Source organism: Kocuria tytonicola (genome assembly GCF_003687455.1).
Lineage (GTDB): Bacteria > Actinomycetota > Actinomycetes > Actinomycetales > Micrococcaceae > Kocuria > Kocuria tytonicola.
In genome coordinates this window covers 1-16,151 of the sequence record NZ_PHOA01000014.1, presented here as the reverse complement: position 1 = coordinate 16,151, position 16,151 = coordinate 1, and the positions used below count along the sequence as shown (strand labels likewise).

Genomic DNA, 16,151 nt, shown 5'->3' with positions numbered 1-16,151 from the left:
ATTCACCGGCGACGGCGCGTGCGTAAGATCGCGAGCCATGCCCGCACCCCGCACCGCGTCCTCCGTCATGCCCGAGAACCCCGAACCGACCCCCGCCCAGATCCGCCGCTGGCGCCACTACCTCGCGGACGAGCTGGCCGAGGCCGCCACCTACGAGCACCTGGCCCGCAACAGCACCGGGCGCCACGCCGAGATCCTGCACAGCGTGGCCGAGGGCGAGGGCCGCCACGCCGAGCACTGGCGCCGCCTGCTGGGCCCCCACGCGCGGCGTACGGTCCGCCCGGCGCTGCAGGCCAGGATCCTCATGTTCCTGGCCAAGCACGTGAGCTCGGTGTTCGTGCTGGCCCTGCTGCAGCGCGCCGAGTCCCGCTCGCCCTACCGCGAGGACCCGGACGCCACCGACGCCATGGCGGCGGACGAGGCCGTGCACGAGGAGATCATCCGCGCGCTGGCCACGGACGGCCGAACCCGGCTCTCGGGCAACTTCCGCGCGGCGGTCTTCGGCGCCAACGACGGCCTCGTCTCCAACCTCGCGCTCGTGATGGGCGTGGGCGCCACCGGCACGGCCAGCTCCATGGTGCTGTTCTCCGGCATTGCGGGGCTGCTCGCGGGAGCCCTGTCCATGGGCGCAGGCGAGTTCGTGTCCGTGCGCTCCCAGCGCGAGCTGCTGGACGCCTCCCGGCCCACCCAGGTGACCCTGCAGGTGGCCCCCTCACTGGACCTCGACGCGAACGAGCTGACCCTCATCTACCGTGCCCGCGGCATGAGCGAGGAAGCCGCCGAGCACCGGGCGGCCGAGCGGCTCGGCCACTTCGACTGCGACTGCGACCCCTCCCTGTCCTACCGGGACGAGAAGGCGCTGGCCGCCCTGGACGACGACGCCGAGGCTCCCTCCCCCGCCGACGGCCACCAGGCGCTCGGCACGGACCTCGGCGCCGCGGCGTCGAGCTTCTGCTTCTTCGCCTCCGGTGCCGTGATCCCCATCCTCCCGTACCTGTTCGGTCTCGGCGGCGGCGCGGCGCTCGTGGTCGCGATGGCGCTGGTGGGTGCTGCGCTGCTGGTCACCGGCGGCTTCGTGGGGCTGCTGTCCGGCGCATCCCCCCTCATGCGCGGTCTGCGGCAGCTGGGGATCGGCTACGGGGCGGCGATCGCCACGTACCTGCTGGGGCTGGCCTTCAACACCGGGGTCGCCTGAGCCGGCGCCGGACCGGGTGCTCACGGAGGACCCGGCCGTCCCGAGTTGGGGAACTGCAGTTTGTCCCCTCTAGTGCCCACAACAACATGAGCTATCTAGCACATTTCTCAGAATTCACAGGAGTGAACGGTGAGGAATCTGCTCCACCCCAACGTTCCCCCTAGTCAGATGGGGTTTGTGGGATAAATCTCATTCGTGGCGCCGAATGCCCGGTGGGCCGGCGGGCGATTACCGCCCGAACAAGATTCCACCCGCTCCAAGTCAGCCGAGAAATTCCGATATTCTGTGAGCGTGGTTCTCCGAACCACCGCAACGGGAGACTTCGCACAGGAAAACCGCTGCTCCTGCACTGGGGGGTGCACTGCAGCCGGTGCTGTGTGTCGGTAGCCGCTCAGCCCACGGCTTGATCCCGTTGAGGCGTTATCGCCTGCCGGTGGCCGCTGGTTCTCTCACAGAGGCGCACCTCTCCCCGCGCCGGACGGGCTCCTACCGTCCGCTCTCGCGGCCACCGGTCGATAACGCACCACGGTCTCCGGGACGATAAAATGACCCGTGGCCCGCGGCAACTCCACGATCCTGCATGACGCGGGCCGTCGATCCGTCCCGTCACCCCAGGAGCACCCCCACATGTCGGCCCACCAGCCCACGCCCGACGCGCACGTCCTCACCGCCCACTGCCCCGAGGCCTACGGTCTCGTGAGCGCGGTGGCCTCCAACCTCACCGGCCAGGGCTGCGACATCTTCGATGTGAAGCACTTCTCGGACCGCCACGACAACGAGTTCTTCATCCGGTGCCACACCATGAGCGAGCCGGGAACCGTGACCACGGAGTCCCTCGTGGCGGGCTTCCGACCCGTTGCCGAGAAGCACGGCATGCGGTTCCGGCTCGTGGACGCCCGCAGGAAGACCCGCGTGCTCGTGATGGTCTCCAAGATCTCCCATTGCCTGGCGGACCTGCTGCACCGGGCCCACGTGGGATCGCTGCCCGTGGAGATCGTGGCCGTGGTGTCCAACCACACGGACCTGCGCCCGCTCGTGGACTTCTACGGCATCCCGTTCCACCACGTGCCCGTCAGCAAGGACACCAAGAGGGAGGCAGAGGCGCAGCTGCAGGAGCTCGTGGCCGCGTACGACACCGAGCTCGTGGTCCTGGCCCGCTACATGCAGATCCTCTCCGATGAGCTCACCCGCGAGCTCGCCGGTCGGTGCATCAACATCCACCACTCATTCCTGCCCTCGTTCAAGGGCGCGAAGCCCTACCACCAGGCCTACGAGCGCGGTGTGAAGATGGTGGGTGCCACCGCCCACTACGTGACCGCGGACCTGGACGAGGGCCCGATCATCGCCCAGAGCGTGATCCCCGTGGATCACGCCCACACCCCCGCGGATCTCGTGGCCGTGGGCTCGGACGCCGAGACCCAGGCGCTGTCACGGGCCGTGAAGTGGCACGCCGAGGGCCGCGTGGTGATCTCCGGCAACCGCACCATCGTGCTGGCCTGAGGCACGCACCCCGGGCACGCGCGCAGCGACCGGGCACGGAACGACGACGCCGCTGACCCACCGAGGTGGGGCAGCGGCGTCGTCGTTGTGGCGCTCCCGGCGGACCGGGAACCCGTTACTTGCCGGAGAAGATGTCCCGCATGAGCTGCGCGGTCTCCGAGGGGGTCTTGCCGACCTTCACCCCGGCGGCCTCGAGGGCCTCCTTCTTGGCCTGGGCCGTTCCGGAGGAGCCGGAGACGATGGCGCCGGCGTGGCCCATGGTCTTGCCCTCGGGAGCGGTGAACCCGGCCACGTAGCCCACCACGGGCTTGGTGACGTTGGCCTTGATGAACTCCGCGGCGCGCTCCTCGGCGTCGCCGCCGATCTCACCGATCATCACGATGGCCTCGGTCTCGGGATCCGCCTCGAACGCCTCGAGGGCGTCGATGTGGGTGGTGCCGATGACGGGGTCTCCGCCGATGCCGATGGCCGTGGTGAAGCCCAGGTCACGCAGCTCGTACATCATCTGGTAGGTCAGCGTGCCGGACTTGGAGACCAGGCCCAGCTTGCCCTTGCCCGTGATGTTCGCGGGCGTGATGCCCAGCAGCGACTCCTCGGGGGAGATGATTCCCGGGCAGTTGGGGCCGATGATGCGGGTCTTGGGCTTGCCGTCCGCACCGGTGTTCGCCTGGGAGTGGGCCCAGAACTCGGCGGAGTCCTGCACGGGGATGCCCTCGGTGATCACGACCACCAGCGGGATCTCGGCGTCGATGGCCTCGATCACGGCGTCCTTGCAGAAGGCCGGCGGCACGAAGACGATCGACGCGTTCGCGCCGGTCTCCTTCATGGCCTCGGCCACGCCGCCGAACACGGGCAGCTCGACGGCGTTGCCGTCCTGGTCCTTGTGGCTCACCGTGGTCCCGGCCTTGCGGGCGTTGACGCCGCCCACCACCTGGGTGCCGGCCGCGAGCATGCGTGCGGTGTGCTTGGTGCCCTCGCCGCCGGTGATGCCCTGAACGATGACCTTGGAGTCCTTGTTCAAAAAGATCGACATGTCTTCTTCCTGGTAGCTCTGTTCGTGGGCGATTACTTGGCGGAGTGGGCGAGCTCGGCGGCCTTGTCGGCGCCGGCGTCCATGGTGTCCGCGGTGGTGATCAGCGGGTGGTTGGCCTCGCGGAGGATCGCGCGACCCTCGTCCACGTTGTTGCCGTCCAGCCGCACCACGATGGGCTTGGTGGCGGAGTCGCCGAGGATCTCGAGCGCCTTGACGATGCCGTTGGCCACGGCGTCGCACGCCGTGATGCCGCCGAAGACGTTCACGAACACGGACTTGACCTGGGGATCGCCCAGGATGACGTCCAGCCCGGCCGCCATGACCTCGGCCGAGGCGCCACCACCGATGTCCAGGAAGTTGGCGGGCTTCACGTCGCCGTGCTTCTCGCCGGCGTAGGCCACGACGTCCAAGGTGGACATCACGAGACCGGCACCGTTGCCGATGATCCCGACCTCGCCATCCAGCTTGACGTAGTTGAGGTCGTTCTCCTTGGCCTTCTCCTCCAGGGGATCGGCCGTGGTCCTGTCCGCGAGCTCGGCGTGCTCGGGGTGGCGGAACTCGGCGTTGTCGTCCAGGGAGACCTTGCCGTCCAGGGCGAGGATCTCGCCGTCGCCGGTCTTTACCAGCGGGTTGACCTCCACCAGGGTGGCGTCCTCGTTGGCGTAGACCTCACCGAGCTTGACGAGCACGGGGACGACCTTGGCTGCGGTCTCGGCATCGAACCCGGCCTGCTCCACGATCTCGCGGGCCTTGGCCTCGGTGATGCCCTCCGCCGGGTTCACGTCCACGCGGGCCAGGGCTTCGGGGCGCTCCACGGCGAGCTGCTCGATCTCCATGCCGCCCTCCACCGAGCACATGGCCAGGTAGGAGCGGTTGGCGCGGTCCAGCAGCACCGAGAAGTAGTACTCCTCGGCGATGTCCGCGCCCTGCGCGATCATGACGCGGTGGACGGTGTGGCCCTTGATGTCCATCCCGAGGATCTGCTGGGCGTACTCGTAGGCTTCCTCGGGCGTCTTCGCGACCTTGACGCCGCCGGCCTTGCCGCGACCGCCCACCTTGACCTGGGCCTTGACGACGGTCACGCCGCCGATCTTCTCGGCTGCTGCCTTGGCTTCTTCTGGGGTAGTGGCGACGATGCCGGCCAGCACGGGGACACCGTGCTTCTCGAACAGGTCGCGTGCCTGGTACTCAAACAGGTCCACGGATAAGTGTCCTTCTGCGTCGAGGTGTGTCGTCCCGCGCCGGGAACCCCCGGCTGGATCGACCTGGTGTGGGGGGATGTGGCGCAGCGCTGCGCTCACAGTGCCCTCACGGCGATTTTAGTCCATGGGACCCGGATTCGCCGTACTGCGTGCGGGCGCACGGGCTCCGCCCGCGGGCACACGTCCCGGTTCTCCCCCGCGGCCCGGCCCTGGTTGACTGGCCCCATGCAACGCATCGGACTGCCGGAGACCTGGGGCGCCCGCGAGGCGGACCCGGGGTTCATGGCCTCGCTCGCCACGTTCTCGTTCGTGGCCCTGGGCCTGGAGCTCGTGGTGGACGGGACCGTGCTCACCTACACGGGCTCCGCCCCCGCGCTCTACCCGCTGGGCTGGCAGTGCCTGGTGTGGGTGGGGCTGGGGCTCGCGTGGCTGCTCGTGGCGCGCGGGCTCGTGGCCTGGAGCCGCCGCCGCGGGCTCGACCCCCTGCCCGCCGATCCGGACTCACGCGCTGCGGGGAACACCCCCGACGACGCCGCTCTCGTCCACCGCGCCTGGCGCTCGGTGCTGCTGTGCTTCGCCGCCGTGGTCGTGGCGATCACGCTGCCCGCCCTCGTGGGTGTGCCGTGGGGACTGGTGTCCGCGGACCGCTACCGCGAGCTGTACGCCAGCTACGGCGGGTCCGCGTGGCTCGCGGTGTGCGCGTGGGTGGTCTACCACGTGGGTCGCTGCGTGGTCGTCGCAGGCTTCCTGGCCTACGCACACCGCGCCGTGCGAGGTGTGGCCACGTTCCGGGGATCGCACGCGGTGCCGTGGGGCGGACTCGTGGCGGGCGTGGCGATGGGGGCGGTGGCCCTGCTCTCCCGCGGACCCGTGATCGCACTGACCATCGTGGTGGTCCACGTGCTGATCGGTCTGATCCATGTGCGCTCCGGCGAGTCCCTGCGCGTGACCGCGCTGTTCACCGTGCTCGTGCTCGCCCTCCTCTGATCCCGGCGGCGGGTGCCGCAGCTCAGTCCACCTTGCTCATGGGTGCGTAGCGCAGCAGCAGCCGCTTCTCCTCCGCGCCGAACCGCACCTTCGCCACGGTCTTGTCGCCGCTGCCCTCCACGGCGAGCACGGAGCCGCGCCCGAAGGCCTTGTGCTCCACGGCGTCCCCCACGCTCAGCGAGGGGATCTCCTTGTGGGGCTGCACCCGCCCGGTGGTGGCCGGGGACAGCCTGCGGAACGTGGCCCCCGAGCCGGCGGCGGCACCCCACGAGGAGCCCCGCAGCGGATCCCGGGACTCGAACCCGGAGTGAACGGGAGAACCCCAGCCGCCCGCGGCGGGCGCACCCTCGCGCTTCCAGTCGATGAGGTGGGCGGGGATCTCGTCCAGGAAGGGGCTGGCCGGGTTGAACTGGGACTGTCCCCACATGGACCGGGACTCCGCCCGGGTGATGTAGAGCCGCTGCCGGGCACGGGTGATCCCCACGTAGGCGAGCCGCCGCTCCTCCTCCATGCTCGACGGGTTCGCGAAGCTGCGCTGATGGGGGAAGATCCCGTGCTCCATGCCGGTGAGGAACACCACGGGGAACTCGAGCCCCTTGGCCGTGTGCAGGGTCATGAGTGTGACCACCCCGTGGGAGCGCGCCTGCGCCACCTCGTCGGCGATCTGCTGGGCGCTCGCACCCCCCTCGCCGGACGGTTCCGGCTGCGAGGGGATCTGGTCCGCGTCCGCCACCAGTGCCACGTGCTCCAGGAACTCCCCCAGGCCGGCGTCCGGGTGGTCCTTCTCGAACTCGCGGACCACGGCCACGAGCTCCGCGAGGTTCTCCACACGGGACTCGTCCTGCGGGTCGGTGGAGGTGCGCAGGGCCTCAAGGTAGCCGGACTGCTCGAGGACCGCCTCGAGAACGGACGACACGGAGGAACCCTCCGACAGCTCCCGGAGGTCGTCCATGAGCTGCGTGAACGCCCGGACGGCGTTCGCGGAGCGGGTGGCCAGTGCGGGTGCCTCGTCCAGTCGGTGCATGGCGTCCGAGAAGGAGATGCCCTCCCGTTCGGCGAGCGCCGCGATCGAGCCCTGGGCCCGGTCCCCGATCCCCCGCTTGGGCTCGTTGATGATGCGGCGCACCGTGATGTCGTCCGCGGGGTTCGCGATCGCGCGCAGGTAGGACATGGCGTCCTTGATCTCCTTGCGCTCGTAGAACCGGGTTCCACCCACCACCTTGTACGGCAGGCCCACGCGCATGAGGATCTCCTCGAGGGAGCGCGACTGGGCGTTGGTGCGGTAGAACACCGCCACGTCCCCCGGGCGGACGCCGTGCTCGTCCTGCAGCCGGTCGATCTCCTCCGCGATGAACCGGGCCTCCTCGTGCTCGTTCTCCGCGGCGTAGCCCACGATCGGAGCACCGTCCCCCTCCGCGGTCCACAGCTTCTTGTCCCGGCGGTCCGCGTTCTGCGAGATCACGGCGTTCGCGGCGGTCAGGATGTTCTGTGTGGAGCGGTAGTTCTGCTCCAGCAGGATGGTGCGCGCCGAGGGGTAGTCGCGCTCGAAGTCGGTGATGTTGCGGATGTCCGCGCCGCGGAACGCGTAGATGGACTGGTCCGAGTCCCCCACCACGGTCAGCTCCGCGGGCGGCAGACCCGACGGATCCGTCCCCTGCGGGGAGTCCCCGCCCACGAGTTCCCGCACCAGGGCGTACTGGGCGTGGTTGGTGTCCTGGTACTCGTCCACCAGCACGTGGCGGAAGCGGCGACGGTAGTACTCCAGCACCTGGGGGAACGCGCGGAACATGTGGACGGTCTCGCCGATGAGGTCGTCGAAGTCCATCGCGTTGGCCGCGCGCAGCCGCTGCGTGTACCCCCGGTAGACCTGCGCCACGGCCGTCTCGAACGGATCGGTGGAGCTGGCCCGCGCCAGGTAGGTCTCGTCGTCCACGAGCTCGTTCTTGAGCGCGGAGATCTTGTGCTGGATGGCTTTGGGAGCACAGCGCTTGGGATCCAGCTCGTGCTGCTTGGCCACCTGCGTGATGAGTCGCAGCGAGTCCGCGGAGTCGTAGATGGAGAAGTTCGTGGACAGCCCCAGGGTGGCGGCCTCGCGCCGCAGGATCCGCACGCACAGCGAGTGGAACGTGGAGATCCACATGGACCGCGCGGAGTCCCCCACCAGCTCCACGATCCGCTCCCGCATCTCCGCGGCGGCCTTGTTGGTGAAGGTGATGGCCAGGATCTCCCCCCGGCGGGCGCGACCGGTGGCCAGCAGGTGTGCGATCCGGTGGGTGAGCACCCGCGTCTTCCCGGACCCCGCTCCGGCCACGATCAGCAGCGGTGATCCGGAGTGCTCCACCGCCGCGCGCTGCGGCTCGTTGAGTCCCGCCACGAGCTCGGCCGGGGAGGCGACGTCGTCGCAGGCGGCTCCGGCGGCGTCGGCCGAGGCGCGCACCGAGGACGCGGAGAGCAGAGGGTTGTCAGAGAGGTAGTCCATGGTGCGCCCAGTGTATCCAGGGGCCCGGACGCGCAGAGTGCCCGCGCGGACTCACACGTAGCGCGGTTCCACCAGGTGGCGGCCGTTGCGGTCCACGACCCACAGGTGCGAGTCCGCGACCGTCACGCGGGTGGGCGCGTCCAGCACCACGTCCTCGTCCCCGAGTTCGTCCGCCCGCTGCTCGGGACCGCCGTAGATGGTGGTGACCTCCCGGTCCGTGCGGTCCACGTGCCGCAGGGCGTGGTTGCCGGTGTCCGCCACCACCACGGAGCCGTCGTAGAGGATCTGGAGGTCCTCGGGGTGGTCGAACTTGGCGTCCGCGGCCGGCCCGTCCAGGTACCCGGCCCCGTGCCGCCCCACGACCGTGACCACGTGGGGATCGCCGTCGGGCCGGTCCGTGTCGACCACGAGGCAGCGCAGCGAGGACGTGTCCCGGTCCACGAACCACAGGGTGCCGTCCCCCGCCTCGGTGATCGAGACCGTGGCCGCGAACTTCGCCTGGGCCACCTTGCCGTCCCGGCGTCCGGGCTCTCCCGTGCCGCCCCACTCCTGCAGGGAGTCGGTGTGGGCGTCCCAGCGGAACAGCTGGTGCCGCTGCGGGACCGCGGCCACCACGGCGGAGAGCTTGTGGGACCACACGATGTCGGAGATCCGAGCGCCGTCCAGGACCGAGCAGTCGATGCGGCGCCGCACGGTGGTGTGGTCCGCCTCGTACAGGGTCAGTTCCGTGCCGTCGCCGGCACTCATGAGCAGTCCGTCCGGCAGGCCGATGGAGAGTTCCACGACCCTCACCACCTTTCGCGGTGCCCCGGGGCACCTGTCCCCCCACGCCGTCGTCGATCGTGGGCACCCTTCCAGAGTCACACTACGCCCCGGGCGATAATGGAGCCATGGGAATGACCAGAGCGCAGAAGGCCAGGAAGTACGGGGTGGCCGCGGGTTCAGCGCCCACCGGGTCCACGGGCACCCGCGGGGCCACGGCCCGTCCCCCGAGCGTGCACGAGATGCGCGCCGGTGAACTCGCGGCGGAGCCCACCAAGAACTCCTCCGCCGGGATCCTGGTGGGGGTGGCGTTCTTCGTGGGCGTGGCACTGTGGCTCTACTACCACCTGCTCGTCCTGCAGGGCGTCACGGGGAACCTGGCCCACGGGGTCACCGCCCCCGAGCTGCTCGTGGGCGGGTTCGCCCCCGAGCACGTGGCGCAGGTGGCGGGCGCGCTCGGGCCGGACGGCCGCACCGAGTACTCCGGCGTCCACGCCACCACGGGACTGTTCACCCCGCTGCTCACGGGCCTGGGCTGGTTGCTCTTCACCGGCCTCAACACCCCGCAGCGGGCCCGGAGGTGGGTGTACTGGGTGGTGGTCCTCGCCCACGCGGTGGTGTTCCTGGCGGGCAACGCCGCGCTCGACGCCGCCGTGGCCCACCCGGCCGACCAGGGCGCGGCAGCACTTGCCTCGGGCCTCGTGGTGGCGCGCTGGCTGCTGCTCGCCGGACTGCTCCTGATCGCGGTGCTCGTGTCCGTGTCCGTGGTCCGCCGCAAGGTCGACGACTTCGCGCGGGGCAGGCTGCCCGGGCAGCGCCCGCGGGACTGAGCCGGCGCACGGCCCGGCCGCCGCACGACGAGAGCCCCGCCGACCGGGCGGGGCTCTGCTCGTGCCCTCGATTGGATTCGAACCAACGACACCGGCTTTAGGAGAGCCGTGCTCTATCCCCTGAGCTACGAGGGCAACAGTGCCCTACTGTATCCATGCCGCCGCCCACCCGCGAGTCGGCGCACAATGGGGAGATGACCGTCTACATCGATCCACCCCGGTGGCCCGCGCACGGAACCGTGTTCTCGCACCTCGTCTCGGACGCGTCCCTGGAAGAGCTGCACGGTTTCGCCCGTTCCCTGGGAGTCTCGGAGCGGGCCTTCGACCAGGACCACTACGATGTCCCCGCCCACCGCCACGAGGACGCCGTCACCCTGGGTGCGCGGGCCGTGGACGGCAAGCAGCTCGCACGGATCCTGATCGCCAGCGGCCTCCGGATCCCCGCCCGACGCCGCCCGGCCAAGCTCGCGGCCGCACTCACCGCCCGCTGGCGGCACCACTTCCCGGCGCACCCGGACCTCGGACGGGAGCTGCTCGGGCGGTGGGGAGAAACCCACCGGGTCTACCACGGGCCCGAGCACCTCCTGCACGTGCTGGAGTCCCTGGACCGTCTCACGGACCTCCACACCCGCTCCGAGCTGCTGCTCGCCGCGTGGTTCCACGACGCCGTGCACGAGGGCCGGGCCGGGCAGGACGAGCGGGACTCCGCGGACCTGGCCCGCCGGCTGCTGACCGCGAACGGCTGGGCATCCGCCCCTGCGGAGCGCGTGGCCACCCTGGTGCTCGTGACCGCGGAGCACGATCCCGACCCGCAGGACGAGGACGCCTGCCTGCTGGTGGATGCGGACCTCGCGGTGCTGGGAGGGGACCCCGACGACTACGACCGGTACCGCACGGCAGTGCGACGGGAGTACGCGCACGTGCCGGAGGAGCAGTTCCGGGCCGCGCGCGCCGAGGTGCTCACGGCGCTGCGCGGGCTGCCGCAGCTCTTCCACCACCCCGCGGCCGTCGACCTGTGGGAGGAACGGGCGCGGCAGAACCTGGAGCGGGAGATCGCGGAGCTCACCGGTCGCTGACGGGCGGGTCGGTCTCCGTCACCGCCGGGCCCGCGGCACGACGGGTGGCCGAGCGGCGTCGGCGGAAGAGCATGGCGGCCACCACGAGACCCACGACGATCCCGAGACCGCCGAACACGGACAGCCACATGGCCACGTGCCCGGCGAACGCGGCCACGAGGAAACCCACGACGATTCCGGGGATCGCACCGGCAACCATCCCCACGGCGTAGTACGTGAACTCCTGGTCCTGGGGCGTGCGGGCGGCGGTGGAGAAGTCGGTGGACATGCTCCCGATTCTACGGCCCGCTCCTGGACAGACCCCGGAGCGGCCCGTCCCCTCGTGTGAACCGGAACGCCCCGTGACCCGGGGACGGGTGGAGCCTGCGGCCCCGCCGCGGGAGCAGCGCGAGCACGGGTCCCGGCGCACGCCGCGACGGGGTGGAAGGCTATGGGGCCCTGGGTGCCGCGGCCCGGGCCCCGGGCTCCTCGGGCGCGCGCCGGGGTACGGAAAAGACGTACGGACCCTGTGGTCAACAGGGTCCGCACGTCTGCTATCTCGTCCTCATCGGAAGCGGGTACACAACCGGTCCCGACTCGTCACGAGGTGCGGCACCGCGTGGATCACCGCGGCACCGGATCTGCGGGGGCTCAGCCCACGCGGATGAACTCGGGGCCGGAGCCCACGTAGGCGGAAGTCTTCACGGTCCGGTTGCCGTTCCAGCCGCCGTGGATGGCCTCGCCGTTGCCGGCGTAGATGGCCACGTGGGCCATGCCCGAACCTCCGTTGGCGTAGTAGGCGATGTCACCGGCCTGGGCCTCAGCGGCGGAGACCGAGCGGCCGAGGGACTTGTAGTCGGCCGGCCAGCCGTGGAAGTTGATGCCCACGGCAGCCAGGGAGTCGGAGACCAGCTGGGTGCAGTCCTGGTACTCGCCGACCTGGCCCTGGGCGGCACTCAGGATGGCGCCGCCCTTGCCCGAGGCGGACACGTGGGACGTGGTCTTGGGCGCGGTGTTCTCGACCGTGGTGGACTGGGTGGTCACGTTGCTCGCGGTGGCCATCTGGCCGCCCTGCGAGGTGGTCCGCTGGGTGGTCTGCTGCGTGCCCTGGTAGCCGGTGCCCTGGGTGTAGCCGGTGTTCTGGGTGTAGTCGGCGTGCTGGGAGAAGACCTGGGCGTCCTGGCGTGCGGTGTTCTCCGCGTCGACGGTCTGCTGCGTGGGCTGCGCGGCGTGGCGGCCCTGGGCGGGAGCCTGCTCGGCCACCGGGGTCACGTTCTGAGCTGCGGGGACCACCTGGGTGGCGGCGGGGGCCTCGAACGGGGTCACGTTCGCCACGGGAGCGGCCTCGACCACGGAGGACTGGACCGGAGCTGCGGCCTTCGGAGCGGGCTGGGCCTTCTCGGCCTTCTTCTCCTGGGCCTTGTCAGCCTTGGCGGCGGGCTCGGCGGAGACGGTGTTCTCGGAGGCGGGCGCCTCGGACACGGCGGCCGCGGGAGCCTGCTCGTCGGCGTTCTGCGTGGCCTGCACGGAGACGGTGGTGGCGAGCGCCAGGCCGGAGAAGGCGGCGACGGCGGCCACGGTGCGGGCCTTGCCCGCGAAGAGGTTCTTGGACGTGGTGTCGTTCGACATGCGTGTGGTTTCCTAACACGTTCGTGTCCACCCAGGGCACGGAGGTGTGCGGTGACCGCGACGTCTGCGAGCGCAGCATCGGTTCACCGGTGTGGGCGGTGTGATGTTTTCTTGCTGGTGCGGGAGATGGGCCGCGCGGCGGCGTCCGGCTGCTGGAGCCGGACGCGCTGACCGCTGCGACGAACTCGGTCGACGAACCCGCGGGCCTCACGATCCGCGGACGTCACCGATCAGTGGAAGGTGTAGAAGCCGTCCAGCTGCATGGCGTTCACGGAGTGAACCTGAGTGCCCTGCGAAGGGTTGAGGGCGGAGATCATCTGGCCGTTGCCGATGTAGATCCCCACGTGCGAGCCGCCGTTCTGGGACACGAGGTCCCCGGGCTGCGGGTTGGCGGTGGGGGTGCCTGCGGCGAACTGCGCCCACGTGGTGCGGGGCAGGTTGATGCCGTTCTGGGCGTACACCCACTGGGTGAAGCCGGAGCAGTCCCAGGCCTTGAAGCCGGTGCCGCCCCAGACGTACGCGCCACCGATGCCCTGGTAGGCGGTGCCGGCCATGCCCCCGGTGGAGTGGGTGGACTGCGTGCTCAGGCCGGAGCCGTAGGCCAGCGTGTCCGACGCCTGCGTGGTGTAGTTGGCCACGGAGGAGCTGTAGGACGAGGACGAGCTGAGGTTCACGACCTCCCCGGCCGCCTGGGCGGGCATGGTGACGCCGGCCACTGCGGCGCCGGCCGCGACGGCGGCGACGGTGGTGTTGCGCACTGCGTGGGACGAGGTCTCAGCGCGGTGACGGGCAGAGTTCTGCTTCATGAAAGACATGGTTGTTCCTCCCTGCGCCTGCGGGGTGAGCTGTCGGGTTCGGATGGGAGACATCCGGCCGCACGAACTGGTGAGTCGTGCCGGCTTGACCCCAAGGATTCGTGGGGCTGTCACGAATCCGGAAGTGGTTCCCCCGCTTCTGCCATGCGGATTGTGTGTGTACGGGTCCCGGGTGCGCATGGCAGAACTCGGCGAGCGCTCGGGAGTGCCGGATCCGACCAGTGATCGGCACGTCGACGACTGTACAGCAGAGATAACGGCAATGTCACGTTTTGATTACAACGGATCACAGATCGGCCACTTCGAGCGGGAAATCGTGGCTACTGATAACTTTTTCAGGATCAATCCGGGACTGGGGAGAACGCCGGGCGGAGCTCTCCATGACGGTTCTGACCAGGGACGATGCCCTCGCCCCGTCCCCCGCGGGTCCACTTCTGGCTCCGGGGTGGCTGTGGCCCTCCACACGCCCGAAAGGTCACGTGCAGAGCGCCTCACGCGTGCTCAGTCGCCCGCTGCGAGGACCCGGACGGCGCGTGCGGTGGCGGCATCGAGGTCCAGCGAGACCCCCGTGGCGACGTTCGTGACCAGCACGCGCTGCTCGTCCCCGGGATTCGCCTCCGCCGTCACGCGGGCTCCGGTGAGGATCCCTGCCGAACTGAGCATCTCGATGAGCTCCGGGTCGGCCTGCACGACCTCGGGCAGCAGCCGCACCTCGTACTCCCCCGGCTGCGGGAAGGAGGCCACGTCCTGGAGGGTGAGTCCCCCGAAGACCTGGGGGGTGCCGTCCCCGTCGTCCCGCCCGGGGATCGGCGTGCCGTAGGGGGACTCCTCGGGATTGCCGAGCAGCTCCACGAGACGCTGCTCCACGCGCTCGCTCATCACGTGCTCCCAGCGGCAGGCCTCCTCGTGCACGTGCGCCATGTCCAGTCCCACCACGTCCGAGAGCAGCCGTTCCGCGAGCCGGTGCTTGCGCATCACGGACACCGCGGTGGCGCGGCCTGCCGGGGTGAGCTGCAGTGCGCGGTCCGGGGCCACGGAGAGCAGGCCGTCGCGCTCCATCCGGGACACCGTCTGCGACACCGTGGGGCCGGAGTGGTGCAGCCGCTCCACGATCCGCGCCCGCATGGGCGTGATGCCCTCCTCCTCGAGCTCGAGCACCGTGCGCAGGTACATCTCGGTGGTGTCGATCAGGTCGCCGCTCATGGTCCGTCCTCGGGTTTCTGCGCACCGCAGCGCGCGGGTCCGCCGTCCCCGGTCGGGGTACTGCTGCTCAGCCAGGTGTGAATGATTCAGAACAAGTGTACCGAGTGGCCCGGTCAGGGACCCGGGGCTCGCGCGTCCCTGGGGCAGGCCCCGCCCGGCAGCATGGCAGCGGGCCGGCGGCGCCGCGCACCGCGTGCACCACCGACCGGGCACAATGGGAGGCAGCATCCCGCCCCGTCCGTGGAGGAGTTCCCGTGACCGACATGCCCGTGATCCCGCCCTCGCTGCTCCCCGCGGACGGCCGTTTCGGCGCCGGCCCCTCCCGGGTCCGGGCGGAGCAGGTCGCCGCACTGTCGCGCGGGGGCACACGCCTCCTGGGCACCTCGCACCGGCAGGCCCCCGTGAAGGACCTCGTGGCCCGCGTGCAGCTGCGCATGGCGGAGTTCTTCCGGATGCCGGAGGGGTACGAGATCGTCCTGGGCATGGGCGGGGCCAGCACCTTCTGGGACAGCGCGGCCTTCAGCCTGGTGGAGAACCGCGCCGAGCACCTCGTGTTCGGGGAGTTCGGCGCCAAGTTCGCGAGCGTCACGGACAGGGCCCCGTTCCTGGAGCCCTCCCTGGTGGTCGAGGCCCCCGCGGGGTCCCGGCCCGCGGGCCCCCGCCCGGGCGCCGGTGTGGACGTCTACGCCTGGCCCCAGAACGAGACCTCCACGGGGGTGGTGATGCCGGTGCGCCGCGTTGCCGCGCCGGGGGCTCTGACCGTGGTGGACGCCACCTCGGCGGCGGGCGGCATGGCCGTGGACCTCACGGAGACCGACGTCTACTACTTCTCCCCCCAGAAGAACTTCGGCAGCGACGGCGGCCTGTGGTTCGCCGCGTTCTCCCCCGCGGCACTCGCGCGCGTGGAGCGGGTGGCCGCCTCGGGGCGCTGGATCCCCGACGTCCTCTCCCTGGCCACGGCGGTCTCCAACTCGCGTCAGCACCAGACCTACAACACCCCTGCGCTCGCGAGCCTGCTGATGCTGGACGAGCAGCTCGGTTGGCTCCTCGAGCAGGGCGGCATGGACTGGGCCTCCCGCCGCACGGCGGAGACCTCGGGTCTCGTCTACGACTGGGCGGAGCACAGCGACGTCGCCCGGCCGTTCGTCGCGGACCCCGCCCACCGCTCCCCCGTGGTGTGCACCGTGGACTTCGACGACGCCGTGGACGCCTCCCGGATCGCTGCGGTGCTGCGCGCCAACGGCGTGGTGGACGTGGAACCGTACCGCAAGCTCGGCCGCAACCAGCTCCGCATCGCCACGTTCGTGTCGGTGCCCCCGCAGGACGTGCGCGCGCTGCTGGAGTGCCTCGACTGGGTCGTGGCCGCGCTCGCCTGAGTCACCGCCCGGGGCCCAGCCGTGCCACCGCGCGGTGCGAGCAACACGGGGGCACCGACACGAACGTGGCGATGCGGAGCTGGTT

General features: G+C 70.6%; 14 protein-coding genes, 1 tRNA gene and 1 riboswitch. Of the genes, 6 read left to right on the top strand and 9 right to left on the bottom strand.

Going from position 1 to position 16,151, the window contains the following annotated elements; all coding sequences use genetic code 11:
* Positions 1 to 37: 37 nt before the first annotated feature.
* Together CWC38_RS03300 and purU are read left to right on the top strand one after the other, a co-directional pair.
* Entirely contained in the window at positions 38 to 1,195 is a 1,158-nt protein-coding gene (locus tag CWC38_RS03300; protein ID WP_121845406.1) for a VIT1/CCC1 transporter family protein, read from the top strand.
* A gap of 627 nt (positions 1,196 to 1,822) precedes the next feature.
* Positions 1,823 to 2,695 carry a formyltetrahydrofolate deformylase gene (purU, locus tag CWC38_RS03295; RefSeq protein ID WP_121845405.1) on the top strand — a complete coding sequence of 291 codons (873 nt, stop codon included), beginning with the start codon at positions 1,823 to 1,825 and terminating at the stop codon, positions 2,693 to 2,695.
* Between the two features lie 115 nt (positions 2,696 to 2,810).
* On the opposite strand, the gene sucD is transcribed toward purU, so the two are convergent.
* Together sucD and sucC are read right to left on the bottom strand one after the other, a co-directional pair.
* Positions 2,811 to 3,728: a succinate--CoA ligase subunit alpha gene (gene sucD, locus CWC38_RS03290; RefSeq protein WP_121845404.1), complete on the bottom strand. Its 918-nt coding sequence runs from the start codon at positions 3,726 to 3,728 to the stop codon at positions 2,811 to 2,813.
* Between the two features lie 32 nt (positions 3,729 to 3,760).
* Positions 3,761 to 4,930, bottom strand: a complete 1,170-nt coding sequence (sucC, locus tag CWC38_RS03285; RefSeq protein ID WP_121845403.1) for an ADP-forming succinate--CoA ligase subunit beta — start codon at positions 4,928 to 4,930, stop codon at positions 3,761 to 3,763.
* Between the two features lie 225 nt (positions 4,931 to 5,155).
* Between sucC and CWC38_RS03280 the strand changes: the two genes are divergently transcribed.
* On the top strand, positions 5,156 to 5,917 hold the full coding sequence (locus CWC38_RS03280; protein ID WP_121845402.1) for a hypothetical protein: 762 nt from the start codon (positions 5,156 to 5,158) through the stop codon (positions 5,915 to 5,917).
* A gap of 22 nt (positions 5,918 to 5,939) precedes the next feature.
* On the opposite strand, the gene pcrA is transcribed toward CWC38_RS03280, so the two are convergent.
* Both pcrA and CWC38_RS03270 read right to left on the bottom strand, forming a co-directional pair.
* A complete protein-coding gene (gene pcrA / locus CWC38_RS03275) occupies positions 5,940 to 8,396 on the bottom strand; it encodes a DNA helicase PcrA (protein ID WP_121845401.1) in 2,457 nt (818 codons plus the stop codon).
* A 51-nt stretch (positions 8,397 to 8,447) separates the two neighbouring features.
* A complete protein-coding gene (locus tag CWC38_RS03270) occupies positions 8,448 to 9,179 on the bottom strand; it encodes an NHL repeat-containing protein (protein WP_240625022.1) in 732 nt (243 codons plus the stop codon).
* 107 nt (positions 9,180 to 9,286) lie between these two features.
* On the opposite strand from CWC38_RS03270, the gene CWC38_RS03265 reads away from it, so the two are divergent.
* A complete protein-coding gene (locus tag CWC38_RS03265; RefSeq protein WP_121845399.1) occupies positions 9,287 to 9,988 on the top strand; it encodes a hypothetical protein in 702 nt (233 codons plus the stop codon).
* Positions 9,989 to 10,050: 62 nt separating this feature from the next.
* On the opposite strand, the gene CWC38_RS03260 is transcribed toward CWC38_RS03265, so the two are convergent.
* Positions 10,051 to 10,123, bottom strand: a tRNA-Arg gene (locus CWC38_RS03260).
* Positions 10,124 to 10,182: 59 nt separating this feature from the next.
* Here CWC38_RS03260 and CWC38_RS03255 point away from each other — a divergent pair.
* A complete protein-coding gene (locus CWC38_RS03255) occupies positions 10,183 to 11,064 on the top strand; it encodes a DUF4031 domain-containing protein (RefSeq protein ID WP_121845398.1) in 882 nt (293 codons plus the stop codon).
* Here the strand turns inward: CWC38_RS03255 and CWC38_RS03250 are convergent.
* The 4 genes from CWC38_RS03250 to CWC38_RS03235 all read right to left on the bottom strand — a co-directional run bounded on the left by CWC38_RS03250 (position 11,051) and on the right by CWC38_RS03235 (position 14,690).
* Positions 11,051 to 11,332: a hypothetical protein gene (locus CWC38_RS03250; protein WP_121845397.1), complete on the bottom strand. Its 282-nt coding sequence runs from the start codon at positions 11,330 to 11,332 to the stop codon at positions 11,051 to 11,053. The two genes, CWC38_RS03255 and CWC38_RS03250, sit on opposite strands and share 14 nt — an antisense overlap.
* 362 nt (positions 11,333 to 11,694) lie before the next feature.
* On the bottom strand, positions 11,695 to 12,672 hold the full coding sequence (locus CWC38_RS03245) for a C40 family peptidase (protein WP_121845396.1): 978 nt from the start codon (positions 12,670 to 12,672) through the stop codon (positions 11,695 to 11,697).
* A gap of 230 nt (positions 12,673 to 12,902) precedes the next feature.
* Positions 12,903 to 13,487, bottom strand: coding sequence for a C40 family peptidase (locus CWC38_RS03240; RefSeq protein WP_121845395.1), 585 nt, complete (start codon positions 13,485 to 13,487; stop codon positions 12,903 to 12,905).
* Positions 13,488 to 13,490: 3 nt separating this feature from the next.
* Positions 13,491 to 13,655, bottom strand: a riboswitch (cyclic di-AMP (ydaO/yuaA leader).
* A 333-nt stretch (positions 13,656 to 13,988) separates the two neighbouring features.
* The gene (locus CWC38_RS03235) at positions 13,989 to 14,690 is read right to left on the bottom strand and encodes a metal-dependent transcriptional regulator (RefSeq protein ID WP_121845394.1); all 702 of its coding nucleotides are present in this window, start codon (positions 14,688 to 14,690) and stop codon (positions 13,989 to 13,991) included.
* A 263-nt stretch (positions 14,691 to 14,953) separates the two neighbouring features.
* On the opposite strand from CWC38_RS03235, the gene serC reads away from it, so the two are divergent.
* On the top strand, positions 14,954 to 16,066 hold the full coding sequence (gene serC, locus CWC38_RS03230; RefSeq protein WP_439108826.1) for a phosphoserine transaminase: 1,113 nt from the start codon (positions 14,954 to 14,956) through the stop codon (positions 16,064 to 16,066).
* Positions 16,067 to 16,151: the final 85 nt, after the last annotated feature.